This is a genomic window from Streptomyces changanensis, assembly GCF_024600715.1.
In the GTDB taxonomy this organism is placed as follows: domain Bacteria; phylum Actinomycetota; class Actinomycetes; order Streptomycetales; family Streptomycetaceae; genus Streptomyces; species Streptomyces changanensis.
In genome coordinates this window covers 6,632,199-6,644,379 of sequence record NZ_CP102332.1, presented here as the reverse complement: position 1 = coordinate 6,644,379, position 12,181 = coordinate 6,632,199, and the positions used below count along the sequence as shown (strand labels likewise).

The following is a 12,181-nucleotide window of genomic DNA, read 5'->3' as shown; positions in this document are numbered from 1 at the left end:
GCCCCGTCCGGGGCGACGGCAGGAGCGTGCCGGGCCGGGAGGAGCCGGAACAACAGGATCGCGCTGTCCCGGACGGGGGCGCCGCTGTCCGCCCTGCTCAGAGCGTGGTGCCGTGCCTGTCCCGGACACGTTCCAGGACGTCGGCCGGCGGGCCCGCCGTCGGACAGGTGGCTCCGCCTGACCGACGGGCCGTCCCGGCCCGGTGGGTGCGGTCCGTCCGCCGGGGCGGATCAGGGGGCGTGGGGGCCGCTCTTCACGAGCGTCCAGCTGCCGCCCTTCACCGCGTAGACCGACAGCCGGCGGTCGGTCGTGTCACCGTACTCGTCGAAGGCCACGCGACCCGTGACACCGTCAAACGCCACATCCGCCACGGCGTTCGCCGTCTTCGCCCGGGCGTCCCGGGCATCCCGGGGAAGGGTGCCGCCGTGGGCCGCCGCGACGGACTTCACCGCCTCGATGACGGCCCACGTCGCGTCGTACGCGTAGGGGCCGTACCAGTCGGCCGGTTCCGGGTACCCGGCCCGGCGGTACTGCGCGAGGAAGTCCTGTCCCCCTGCCAGGGCCTCGGCGGGCATCCCGATGTTGGTGGCGAGATCGCCCTCGGCCTTCGGGTTCGTCGCGATGAACTGCTGGTCGAAGACGCCGTCGCCGCCCATGAGGGGGATGCCGACGCCCGCCTGCTTGAGCAGCCGGGAGAGCGGCCCGGCGGTGGTGTGGTAGCCGCCGAAGTACACGGCCTCGGCGCCCGAGGCCCGCACCTTCGCGGCGAGTCCCGAGAAGGCGCTCTCCGCCGGGTCGACCCCTTCCGTGCCGACGACGGTCCCGCCCAGCTTCGTGAACTCGGCCCGGAAACCCGAGGTGAGGCCGGCGCCGTAGGCGCTGTTGTCGTCGATGACGAAGACCTTCTGCTTCCCCGCCTCGTGGAGGTACCGGGCGGCGAACGGGCCCTGGTCGACGTCCGTGGCGAGATTGCGGAAGTACGTCCTGTGCGGGCGGGACTCGGTGCCCTCGGCCCAGTGGGGGCCCAGCGTCAGCACGGGGTCGGTGTTGGCCGGTGACACGTTGACCAGGTTCGCCCGTGAGAGCGGTACCGCCATGGCGTGGGCGACGGCGGAGTTGACCGGGCCGACGACGCCCAGCACCCGCTCGTCGGCGATGAACTCCGTGGCGTTGGACCGGCCCTTGGCGGGCGTCGCCTCGTCGTCGAGAGCCTTGATCCGGAAGGTGACGCCGGGTACGTGCCGGGTCCGGTTGGCGTTCCTGACCGCCAGGTCGGCGGAGTTCCTGACCCCGAGGCCGAAGGAGGACAGCCCGCCGGTGAGTGGCGCGTCCACCCCGATCACCACGGTGACGGGCGGCGCCGCGGGGCCGCTGCCGGCCGCCCCACCGCCGCCGTCCGGGGCGTCGCGGTTGAGGGTCCAGGTCAGGAGCGAGCCGGCCGTGAGCGTGGCCGCGGCCACTCCCAGGACGGCGGAGCGCCGGGTGAGGGTACGCCGCCGGTCGGACGTCGTCTTGTCGGGGGCCTGTCGGCCCCTCCCGCCCAACGGGATCAGGTTTTCGGCGGGGGGCACGGGTGTGGCGGGGGTGCCCGGGGCGGTCGGGGCGGTCGATAGGTCCGGTGCGGGGTGACGGGGGGTGGCGGGGGTGGACGCGGGGTCCCAGGCCGTGGGCGTCGGCAGGAGTGGCGGGGGCGGTCGTTCCGCCTCCCGCCGCGTCGGGGTGGGGGCGTGCTCCGTCGGCGCGTCCGGTGCGGGTACTGGGGCGGGTGCCGGTGTGGGTTCCGGGGCCGGTACGGGTGCGGGTACCGGACCGTGTGCGGGGCCGGGGGCCGGTGTGGATTCCGGCGCCGGTACGGGTGCCGGGCGGGGCTCGGGCGGGGTCGGCTCGCTGGTGGCCTCCGCCCCGAGCCGCGAGGACCGGACCGCCGACGCCAGTAGTTCGGCGGCCTGGGTGGCGCCGGCGCGTTGCCGCGGGTCCTTGGTGAGGAGCGCGTCCAACGCGGGCGCCAGCGGGCCGGCGTGGGCCAGCGGCCGGTGAGGGCGGGTGAAGACGGCCACGGCGAGGGCGTGAAGCCCGTCGGCTTCGAACGGTGGGTGCCCCTCGACGGCGTGGTAGAGGGTGGCGCCGAGCGCCCACAGGTCGTTGGCCGGTGTCGGGCGCTTGCCCTCCAACTGCTCCGGCGGCATGTACTGCGGGGTGCCGATGACGATCCCGCTGTGGCTGAGCTTGGTCGTGGCGTCCGCGAGGTGGGCGATGCCGAAGTCGGTCAGGACGACGCGGTCCTTGGTCAGGAGGACGTTGTCGGGCTTGATGTCGCGGTGGATGATCCCCGCGTCGTGTGCCTCGGTCAGCGCGTCGAGCACGGCGGAGCCGATCTCCGCCACCCGCCGCACGGGCAGCCGTCCCTGTCGGCGGATGGCCGCGGCGAGGGACTCCCCACGGACGAACTCCATGACGATCACAGGGGCGCCGTGGTGCTCCACGACGTCGTGGATGGTGATGATCCCGGGGTGGCTGAGAGTGACCGCCGCGCGGGCCTCGCCGATGAAGCGCCCGAGCAGCGTGGCACGGTCGCCGTCGTCCAGGCCCGCCGGGAAGAGGATCTCCTTGACGGCGACCTCACGTCCGAAGAGTTGCTGGTCGACGCCCCGCCAGACCCGGCCCATGCCGCCCTGGCCGATGCGTTCGACGAGCTGGTACCGGCCGGCGATGAGTGCGGAGTTCTGCTCGGTCACGCGCACACTCTAGGTCCTGATCGGCTGATCGGGTGACGGAATGATGGCTTGATCCCGCACACCGGCTCGGCGACACGGTCCCCGTGTGCCGCGCACGGGGCGTGCCTCCGGCCGCCTGCCACCCCCCCCCTCCCCTGCACCCGCACCGGTGCCAGCGGGCTCGGCCACGGGCCGCGGCCGTTGGTGGAATCGGGCAGGGCCCTGCGGTGATGCAGTGGGGAAGCGCCCTGCGCTCGTCCCCGGACGATGGCGGCGGACCCGGTGTGCGTCGGCGGGTCATCCGCCGGGCTTCCTCGGGTCGGTCTTCGAGGATGACGACCCGGCAGGGGGTCGCGACCGGGGTGACCTGGTCGACGAGTTCGCGGGCACGGGCTCGACCGTCTCGACGACGGCTATCACCCCCCGCCTCCACCAGGGGCCGCGCCGCCGAGCCGGTCGGCACCGTTGCGGGGGCGTGGTCGAGGGCCCTGGTCGCCGTGCGGCGACCAGGGCCCCGGGGGTTCCAACACCATCCGCCGGTCGCCTACTGCCGTACCGGCGTTCTTGTTCCGCAGCTCCGCCTGGGAGGCCGGGCGTGCGGGGATCGCGGTTGCGTGACCGGGGACCACCTTCCCATCCGGGGTCTTGCGGTACCCGGGCGGTGCGGCTTCCTCGCCCGGGCGATCCAGATGGCGTCTGCCTCCTTCTTCTTTCTCTGCTTCGTGTTGCTGTACTGCGATACTGCTGACGACCCCGTGGGCCGCTCGGCCCGGCGGCCAGTGGCGGGACCCTGCTACCTCCCGGCCCCGTCACTCCGCCGCCGTGCCGCTTCTGCGGTGACTCGTCCGTGCGGCAGTTCGTCCCCTGCCGCCGTCACTCGATCTCGTTGCCTCGAGAAGAACACTAACCCGCCGCACAGGGAATGTCTACTCTGGCCAGTACAGGTTTTCTTCAGGGCCGAGCATGGCTTACCAGAAGTCTCCGGTGCCGGATACCTGCGCCGGCGGCAGCGTGGCGATCCGCAGAAGCCAGGGCGCGCCGAACCGCCGGTTGCCGACCTCCGTGATGAACAGCTACGGCGTATCCGAATGGCGGCTGCACCGTAGCCGTAGGTCGCGGCGCGAATCGCGCGCCCCCTCGACCACCTGGCGTCAGCCCCTTCGAGAGGCTGCCCGGTGCGGTCGCCCACCTCGACGTGCTGCCAGGAGCTGTCTTGTCGACCCGGGTCGGATCAGGGAGGGGTGTCCGGTGCGTACGATCGCGCGGCGGAGGAGCGAATCACGGGCGGAGCCATGGCGATCGACGACAACGCCGCCTGGATCCCCACGTCGTCGATGAGCTTCAGGGCCGTGTCGACGATCCGCCCGGCGTCCATCGGGGGCGCCCGCGCCGGTACGCGGGGGGCGGCGTCCGGCTCGCCCACCAGGCGGGGCTTCCGGGTACCGGCTGGGCCTCCGAAGACACGAAGCGGTCACCCTCTCGGCCGGGTCTGCTGCGGGCAGGCGGTCTGAGCAGCGGTTTCGGCCTGATCGTATCCGTCGTCCACCCGAGGCCGGCCCGCCGTGGGGTCACGCCGGGGTGGCGGGGCCCGGGGGCAGGTGCACGGTCATGACGAGGTGACAGGTCTCCGTGCCGGCGCCGCGGTAGGTGTGGGGCGCGTCGGCGTCGAACGTGGCCGTCTGTCCGGCTTCGACGGGGTGCTCGGTGCCGTCCACCACCAGGGTCATGCGGCCGGCGGTGACGCTGACGGTCTCGACGACCCCGGCCTGGTGGGGGTGACTGGGGTACTCCTCGCCGGGTTCCAGTCGCCAGCGCCAGACCTCGACGGGGGCCGGGCCCGAGGTCGTCAGCATGAGCCGGGCTTGACCACCTCGCGCGCCGGTCCACAGCGGCGTCACGGCGTCGGCGGTCACCACGCGGACGCGGCCCTCCGTCGGGCCTTCCATGAGCGCGGAGACGGAGACGCCGAGGGTGTCGGCCAGTCGGACCAGGGTGGCGAAGTTGGGGTTGCCCTGGGCCTTCTCCAAACCGACCAGGGCACCCTTGCTGACCTTTGCGCGGCGGCCGAGCTCGTCCAGGGACAGCCCGGCGCGGTGACGGGCCGCCCTGACGTTGTGCGCGAGCGTCCGCAGAGCTTGCTCCGCCTCGGCCATCCGATCGCCCTCCTCAGAGTGGACCACTTTGGTGTACCGCCCGGTCGTTTGGTTGACATAACCCGGTCGGTTCGCTGTACGGTCTGGTCGTTCGGTTGAATAGTAAGGGATGGATGTACCGTGATCGCTCTGCTGCTGGCCCTGGGCAGCTCCCTCGCCTACGGCTGTGCCGACTTCCTCGGTGGCCTCGGCGCCCGCAAGGCCCATGTGCTGCGGACCGTGATGATCGCGGCCCCGGCCTCCCTCGTGGTCGAGCTGCTGTTGTGGCCGTTCGTCGGGGCGTCGTTCAGCGCCGACACCCTCGCCTGGGGTGCCGCGTCCGGGGTCGCGTCGGCCGCCGCGTTCGCGCTGCTCTACCGGACCCTGGCGATCGGCCCCATGAACGTGCTGTCGCCCGTCACCGCCCTGGTGTCCGCCATGCTGCCCGTGGGCGTGGGACTGCTGCAGGGCGAGCACCTGGGCGCGGCCGGGCTGATCGGACTGCCGCTCGCCCTGGCCGCGGTCGTCCTGGTCAGCGCCGGTCACGGTGCCGGTTCGGCACGCCCCTCCCGTACGGCGCTCCTGCTGGCCCTGGGTGCGGGAGCCGCCATCGCCCTGCAGCTCGTCTGCCTGCACCAGGCGCCGTCCGACAGCGGGGTGGCGCCGCTGATCGTGGGCCGGGCCGTCTCCTCGGCGGTCACCCTCGCCGCCGCCGGGCTGCTGTACCGCAGGCTCGGCCCGGAGAAGCCGGCGTACGCGATGTCGGCGGCCGCGGGCGTGCTGGACTCGGTGGCGAACCTGCTGTTCCTGCTGGCCGCCCGCAGCGGCGACCTCGCCGTCGTCGCCGTGATCACCGCCCTCTACCCGGCCGGCACCGTCCTGCTCGCCCGTGGCGTACTCGCCGAGCGCATCCACCGCGGCCAGCTCGTCGGACTGGGCACCGCCGCGGTCGCCGTCAGTCTCCTCGCCCTGGCCTGACCACCCCCTCCCCCCGGTACGCACCGCGCGCCGGCGGCGCCGGCGGCGGTGCCCGGGCCTCGTCGGCCGCGGGAAGCTCTTACCGTCCGCTCCGTTCACCCCCGCCGCGCTCCGGCCACCCGTCCCGACCGCCGGCCCCGGCCTCCTCTCCGGCCTCCCGCCCGACCACCCGCTCCGCCCACCAGTCCCGCCCTTGCTCGCCACCCGCCCCGACACGTGAAACGGACCCGCCGGTGACCACCTTCCGCCTCACCCCCGCCGTCGCCGACGCCTTCCCCGACGCCCTCGTCGCCCTGGTCACGGCCGCCGGCCTGCGCGGCCGCGAGCCCTGGCCCGACACGGCCGTCGCCCTGGAGGGCCTGGAGCAGCAGCTCGCCGACGGCACCTGGCGACCCGCCGACGAGAGCGACCCCCGCATCGAGGCGTGGCACGCCGCCTACCGCTCGTTCGGCACCAACCCGCGCCGCGTCCGCCCCAGCGTCGACGCCCTCGGTCGGCGTCTGGCCAAGAAGGGCGTCCTGCCGCGCATCAACCCGGCCGTCGACTCGTACAACGCCGTCTCCGTCCGCCATGGCCTGCCCGCCGGTGCCTTCGACCTCGGCCACGTCACCGGAGACGTCGACATCCGGCACGCCGACGGGAGCGAGGAGTTCACCCCGCTCGGTGAACCCGACACGGTCGAGAACCCCAAGCCCGGCGAGATCGTCTACGCGGACGCCACCGGCGTCCTCACCCGCCACTGGAACCACCGTGACGCCCACCGCACCCGCGTCACCGAGGACTCCACCCTCGTGGTCTTCGCCCTCGAAACCCTCCGCGCCACCTACGACCGGCCTCTCCTGGAGAGCGCCGCCGACGAGCTGCGGCGCCTGCTCGACCCGCACGCCGCACGCACCACGGTGCACTACCTCGCCCCGACCCACCCGGAGGCCGACCTCTGATTCGGGGCACCGCCGCGGCCCACGTGCCGCCGGACGGCACGACACCCCTCCAGCCTCCTCGGAGTCGAGTCGAGTCGAGTCGAGTCGTGAAGGAATGGCGAATCTGAGAGCGCTCTCAGTCACATCTCTTGACGCCTTTTCCGAGCGGCACGAAAGTGAGCGGCACCCACCACCCCCACCCCCAGGAGTGCACGCATGGCGTCCCCCACGTCCTCCCGCTCGCTCTCCCGCCGCACCCTGCTCACCGCGACCGCGGCCACCGCCACGGCTCTCGCCCTCGGTCCGCGGGGCGGCGCGACGGCCTTTGCCGCACCGGCGACCTGCGAACTCGCCCTGGAGAACCGCTCCTTGCCCGGAACGGTCCGCGCCTACGTGACCGGCCGCGAGCAGGGCACCGGCCGCTGGGTGCTGCTGCGCCCGGGCGGCGGCGTCTACCGTCCCGAGTCCCCCGCCGCCCCGCTCACGCCGCTGCCCGTCGACTGCGCGATACCCCTCCGCCCGGCGGGCGCCGGCCCGGTCGTCCTGACGCTGCCCCAGATGTACGGCGCGCGGGTGTACTTCGTCCGTGACAACCGGCTCGACTTCTTCCTCAACCCCGGGCCCGCCCTCGTCGAGCCCGCCTTCGCCACGCCCGCCGACCCCAACTACGGCCGCGTCTGGTCCTTCGCCGAGTTCACGTTCAACCCGCAGCAGCTGTACGCCAACCTCAGTTACGTCGACCTGGTGACCGCTCTCCCCATCGGTCTGACCCTCACCGGCGACGCCACGCACACCGTCGCCCCGCTCCCGGCCGGCGCCCTCCAGCGGATCGCGGACGGACTCGTCGCCCAGACGGCGCGGGACGGCCAACCGTGGGAGAAGCTGGTCATCCGCGCCTCCGACGGCTCGGTCCTCCGGGTGATCTCCCCGCAGAACCTCATGGCGCCGTACTTCGACCGCCCCGACCGGATGCCGTTCCGCGACGCCCTCACCGGCTACATCGACCGCGTGTGGCAGAAGTACCGCACCACCGACCTGCGCATCGACCTCCAGGGCGGGCGCGGCGTCCGGGTGGGCCGGGTGAACGGGGACGTCCTCACCTTCACCGGTGGCCACACCTTCACCCGCCCCACGTCCAGGGACGTCTTCACCTGCAACCACGGCCCGTTCACCAACAACCCCGGCGACTCCGACGACCGCAAGGCGCTCCTCGCCTGCCTCGCCGCCGGCTTCAACCGGACGACCCTGCTCACCCATGCCGACCAGCCGAACGGCCCGGCCCCCTCGGACTACTACCGCGACCCGTCGACCAACCACTACGCGCGGGTCGTCCACGCCAACACGCCGATCGGCTACGCCTTCCCCTACGACGACGTCCGTCCGGACGGCCGGCCGGACGTCTCCGGTGCCGCGCACGACGGCAACCCGCGCCGCTTCACGGTGTCGGTCGGGTCGTGACCGGGCGGTGCCGGTCGGACCGGTACCGCCACCCCGTCGCCGGCCGGGCACGTCGGCCGCCGCCGCGACCCGCTCCACCGACCGGTCGGCACGCCGGGCGAGCCCGACCACGCCGGTCAGCCGCTCCACGGCCTGCGGCACCTCCCAGTCGTCGCGCCGCAGCCCGGCCAGTGCCGACGTCGGGGCGCCACGAGCAGGTCGGGGCGCCGGTCTCCAGCGACCGGACCAGAACGGCCCAGCCGGCCTCCGAGCGTTCCCGCTCCCTCCGCGCCGCGACAGTGGCCACCACCGCCTCCAGCGCCGCCTGACGCAGGCCGCCTCGCGCCTTTGTCCCCGGACCGGGCCGGGACGGCGCGCCACCGGCACCACCGCCGGGACGGCGCCCGTTCACCGCCGCCGCCGGGGCGGCGCGCCCGTCAGCACCCGCCGCAGTTGTGGTAGGTCACGTCCCAGTGGTTGCCCTCGTCGGCGTAGACGTTGCCGGAGCCGGACCGCCACTGGGGCGCGCCGTCGCCCGGACGCGTGCCGATGTAGGTGAACGTGTTCTTGATGTAGTTCCCGACGCAGGTGTACTTGCTGTAGTCGAGCTTGTAGCCGTTCCAGTGCGAGTAGGTGCCGCCGGCGTGGCCGGTCTCCGTGCCGCCGGTGATGTCGAGGGCGCAGCCGCTGGCGCTCTTCAGGGTCTGGGCGCCCTTGGCGGTGGCCAGGTTGAGCTGCTCGAACGACGTACAGGTGGGCTTGTTGCGGTCGGAGCAACCGCCGGACGACGACCACGTGATGCCGGACGAGCGGAACATCGAGGTCGCCGTGGCGTGACTGATCTTGGTGACGGCGTGGGCGTCGGTCGCGCCGCCGAGGACCCCGAAGCCCGGGGCGAAGACCGCCCCCAGGACCAGGGCGAGGGCGGTGAGCACGGAGCGGAGCCGCATGGGGTACCTCCTGCGAACGTGGATGCGGTGCGGGTGCCGGTGTGGATGCCGGGACGGGCGGTGCGCGAGCAGGTGGGGCAGACAGATGGTGCCGGAGCTCCCCGCGGGTACGCCAGAGGGCCTCGGGCACGCCGGCCGCCCGCGTGCGACCGCGGCAGGGATGCCACCGACCCTCCTCGGCTGGTGGCGCGACGACGGCGTTCACTCGTCCGGGCGGTCCTGCGGCCACCGGCGAACCGGGGTCCGCGCCGGTGTCGTCCCCGGAGACATGCGCACCGACGAGCAGCACATCGCCGTACCCGGGCGGCCCGCAGCGGCAAGGGGCCGCCATCGGCGCCACCACCCTGCGGCGCGGGCTTCCCAGGGTGCCGCCCCGACGAGCCGCTCGCCCCTCGCGTGACGTGGTTGATCATGAATTGACGCTCCTCACAGCGCTTCGCAGGCTGGGAGGGGGCATGGCGGAAGGAACGAAGGCCGTGACTGGTGGGCAGAGCGAACTACCCCGTCTGCTGACGGCGGCGGAGACGGCGGCGCCGGCGGACGCCATCGACGTGATCGCGGAGGACTTGAGCCGGCGTTTCCAGGCCACGGAGACCTCCTTCCTCATCGTGGACCTCACCGGGAAGGCGGTGGCACGGCTGTCCACCGCCGGGGCGGGAGGGAGTGGGCGGGAAGCGGAGCGGATCCCCCTGTTCGGCTCCGTCTACGAGCAGGTCATCCGTACCCAGCGGCTGTACTGGGAGTCGACCGGCCGAGGGCGGCGGGTGATCGTACCGGTCACCAACAGGGGGGACGCGATCGGACTGCTGGAACTGTTCCTGCCGGCCGACCCCGGCCAGGACGTCCTCGCCGCGGTCGGGGAGGCCGCGCACGCCCTCGCCTACATCGTGATCGCCAACGGGCGCTTCACCGACCTCTACACCTGGGGCAAACGCTCCAAGCCCCCCAGCTTGGCAGCGGAGATCCAGTACCAGCTGCTGCCGCCGTCACTGTCCTGCGAGGCGGCGCAGTTCACCCTCTGCGGGAACCTGGAGCCCTCCGAGAACCTCAGCGGTGACACCTTCGACTACACCCTGGACCGCGACACCCTGCACGTGTCGATCACCGACCCCATGGGCCACGACATCCGCGCCGCCCTGGCCGCCACGGTGCTGGTCGGCGCCCTGCGAGGGGCCCGCCGCGCCGGAGCGGACCTGATCGAGCAGGCCGACCTTGCGGACCGGGCCCTGTCCGAGCACGGCCACGGCCACGCCACCGGGCAACTGCTGCGCATCCATCTCCCCACCGGGCGCGCCCGGCTCGTCAACGCCGGTCACCCCTGGCCCCTGCGTCTGCGCGGGGGCACCGCGGTGGTGATCACCTGCGTGGTGGACCGCCCCTTCGGTCTGTCCGTGGTCGCGCCCCACCACTACCGCTACCGCGTGCAGGCCCTCGACCTGCGCCCCGGCGACCGACTGCTCATGATCACCGATGGCATGCTCGAACGCCACGGCGAGCGGGTCGACCTGCTCGCCCTGCTGGAACGCACCCGGCACCTGCACCCGAGGGAGGCCGCGCTGACGCTGACGTCCGCCGTCCGGGACGCCGCCGGCGGCCGGCTGGAGGACGACGCCACCGTGATGTGCCTGGACTGGCACGGCCCCCAGGAGACCCAGCGCCACGTCAGCTCCGGCGCGGACACCGGGCAGGCGTCGGCAGGCCGCCCACAGCAGCCCCTCTGACATCCGCCGTCCCCACGATGCTCGTCGGCTACCGGCACGACCTGATCGCTGACCGGGTCCGGCTGATCAACCGACTTCGCGAGGTCCTGGTTGGTATCTGCCCGGTCCTGGAACGGGCCTTCGAGTACCGCAAGCGCCCGGGTCTGATCGTGCTGACCGGCTACCAGACGCCGGCCGCCATCCGGCGGATAGGAGCGAAGCGACTGGCGGACTGGCTTGCCCGCCGCAACGTCCGAACCGCGGGTGTCTTCGCCGATCGTGCAGTGGAGGCCGCGATCTCACAGCACACGTCGCTGCCCGGCGAGGACCTGGCGGCGAAGCTCGTGAAGGGGCCTGCCCACCGCGTCCTCGAACCTGACGAGCGAATCAAGGAGAACGAGCAGGCCATCACCTCCCTGTTCCGCACCGACGAACGCGCCGAAATCATCGAGTCCCTCCCGGGCATGGGGCCGATCCTCGGAGCCGAGTTCCTTTCCATCGTCGGCGACATGACCTCGCACACAGACGGCGGCCACCTCGCCGCTCACGCGGGCCTCGCACCGGTCCCCCGGGACCCGGGGCGAAAGACCGGCAACCTGCACCGGCCCAAGCACGACAACCGACGCCTGCGCACATCTTCTCCATGTCGGCCCACATCTCGATGACTCTGCACAGGCCCTCCCGGGACTACTACCGCAAGAAGCGGAACGAGGGGCTGATCCATACCCAGGCCGTCCTGTCGCCGGCACGGCGCGGAGTCGACGTTCTCTGGGCCATGCTGCGGGACAAACACCACTTCAGCGCTGCCCCACCCGTGCCCGCAGCGGCTTGAGACGCGGCATGAAGACGCCCCGGCATCCAGTGATCCGGGGCGGTGTCAGAGTCGGGGTGAGGTGATCGATCGCATCCGTGCGGCTAGACTTCCCCGCCCGTCAAAGTGCCGGCCACGTCCACACCACCCATCTCATGGAAGATGGTTGGCAGTCCCAGGGCGCCGCACTGGTTGCCTGGGCTGCTGGCGGGCAAGGCGACACCGAGGCCGGTGATGATGCCGCCGTGCTGCTTCGTGGCACCACCGGCACGAGGGCCGCCGATGTTGGCGCAAGCGTTGTCGAAGGCAGCGTTGCCGAAGCCGATGATGGAGGTAGCGCTTGCGGGTGCAGCGATGCCGAGGGCGCTGCTGGCGGCGGTGAGCAGCGCCAGTGCGCCGGTGACGTGGATACGTGTCATGCACCGCCGACGCGTACCAGCACAGGTTGGACACGGGAGGCAGCCTCGTCCGACGCCTTGACACGGGGCATTGAGATGACCCGGGCGTGGGTTCAAAACCCGGTGCAGCCGGTCATGGAC

At 72.8% G+C, this 12,181-nt stretch carries 9 protein-coding genes and 2 pseudogenes; 5 read left to right on the top strand and 6 right to left on the bottom strand.

Annotated elements, in window-relative coordinates:
* Positions 1–230: 230 nt before the first annotated feature.
* From NRO40_RS30665 to NRO40_RS29200, 3 genes are all read right to left on the bottom strand, one after another.
* The gene (locus tag NRO40_RS30665; RefSeq protein WP_157901799.1) at positions 231–2,735 is read right to left on the bottom strand and encodes a bifunctional serine/threonine-protein kinase/ABC transporter substrate-binding protein; all 2,505 of its coding nucleotides are present in this window, start codon (positions 2,733–2,735) and stop codon (positions 231–233) included.
* Between the two features lie 1,210 nt (positions 2,736–3,945).
* On the bottom strand, positions 3,946–4,137 hold the full coding sequence (locus tag NRO40_RS29205; RefSeq protein ID WP_058940979.1) for a hypothetical protein: 192 nt from the start codon (positions 4,135–4,137) through the stop codon (positions 3,946–3,948).
* Between the two features lie 145 nt (positions 4,138–4,282).
* Positions 4,283–4,867, bottom strand: coding sequence for a helix-turn-helix domain-containing protein (locus NRO40_RS29200; protein WP_058940980.1), 585 nt, complete (start codon positions 4,865–4,867; stop codon positions 4,283–4,285).
* A gap of 120 nt (positions 4,868–4,987) precedes the next feature.
* On the opposite strand from NRO40_RS29200, the gene NRO40_RS29195 reads away from it, so the two are divergent.
* From NRO40_RS29195 to NRO40_RS29185, 3 genes are all read left to right on the top strand, one after another.
* Positions 4,988–5,824, top strand: a complete 837-nt coding sequence (locus NRO40_RS29195; RefSeq protein ID WP_058940981.1) for an EamA family transporter — start codon at positions 4,988–4,990, stop codon at positions 5,822–5,824.
* A gap of 233 nt (positions 5,825–6,057) precedes the next feature.
* Positions 6,058–6,765, top strand: a complete 708-nt coding sequence (locus NRO40_RS29190) for a B3/B4 domain-containing protein (protein ID WP_058940982.1) — start codon at positions 6,058–6,060, stop codon at positions 6,763–6,765.
* A gap of 195 nt (positions 6,766–6,960) precedes the next feature.
* Positions 6,961–8,202: a glycoside hydrolase family 64 protein gene (locus NRO40_RS29185; RefSeq protein WP_058940983.1), complete on the top strand. Its 1,242-nt coding sequence runs from the start codon at positions 6,961–6,963 to the stop codon at positions 8,200–8,202.
* 54 nt (positions 8,203–8,256) lie between these two features.
* On the opposite strand, the pseudogene NRO40_RS29180 reads toward NRO40_RS29185, so the two are convergent.
* Positions 8,257–8,524: pseudogene (locus NRO40_RS29180) on the bottom strand (AAA family ATPase); the annotation flags it as partial.
* A gap of 94 nt (positions 8,525–8,618) precedes the next feature.
* Positions 8,619–9,131 (bottom strand): hypothetical protein, encoded by a 513-nt coding sequence (locus NRO40_RS29175; RefSeq protein WP_058940984.1) that lies wholly within the window; start codon positions 9,129–9,131, stop codon positions 8,619–8,621.
* 455 nt (positions 9,132–9,586) lie between these two features.
* On the opposite strand from NRO40_RS29175, the gene NRO40_RS29170 reads away from it, so the two are divergent.
* Both NRO40_RS29170 and NRO40_RS29165 read left to right on the top strand, forming a co-directional pair.
* Positions 9,587–10,852: a PP2C family protein-serine/threonine phosphatase gene (locus NRO40_RS29170; protein WP_058940985.1), complete on the top strand. Its 1,266-nt coding sequence runs from the start codon at positions 9,587–9,589 to the stop codon at positions 10,850–10,852.
* 17 nt (positions 10,853–10,869) lie between these two features.
* Positions 10,870–11,663 (top strand): annotated as a pseudogene (locus NRO40_RS29165) (transposase); the annotation flags it as partial.
* Positions 11,664–11,746: 83 nt separating this feature from the next.
* On the opposite strand, the gene NRO40_RS29160 reads toward NRO40_RS29165, so the two are convergent.
* Positions 11,747–12,061 (bottom strand): hypothetical protein, encoded by a 315-nt coding sequence (locus tag NRO40_RS29160; protein ID WP_058940987.1) that lies wholly within the window; start codon positions 12,059–12,061, stop codon positions 11,747–11,749.
* Positions 12,062–12,181: the final 120 nt, after the last annotated feature.

Excerpts from the sequence above, each read along its gene's own strand:
- NRO40_RS29200 (WP_058940980.1), bottom strand. The coding sequence starts at position 4,867 with ATGGCCGAGGCGGAGCAAGCTCTGCGGACGCTCGCGCACAACGTCAGG.
- NRO40_RS29185 (WP_058940983.1), top strand. The coding sequence starts at position 6,961 with ATGGCGTCCCCCACGTCCTCCCGCTCGCTCTCCCGCCGCACCCTGCTC.
- NRO40_RS29170 (WP_058940985.1), top strand. The coding sequence starts at position 9,587 with ATGGCGGAAGGAACGAAGGCCGTGACTGGTGGGCAGAGCGAACTACCC.
- NRO40_RS29160 (WP_058940987.1), bottom strand. The coding sequence starts at position 12,061 with ATGACACGTATCCACGTCACCGGCGCACTGGCGCTGCTCACCGCCGCC.
- NRO40_RS29175 (WP_058940984.1), bottom strand. The coding sequence starts at position 9,131 with ATGCGGCTCCGCTCCGTGCTCACCGCCCTCGCCCTGGTCCTGGGGGCG.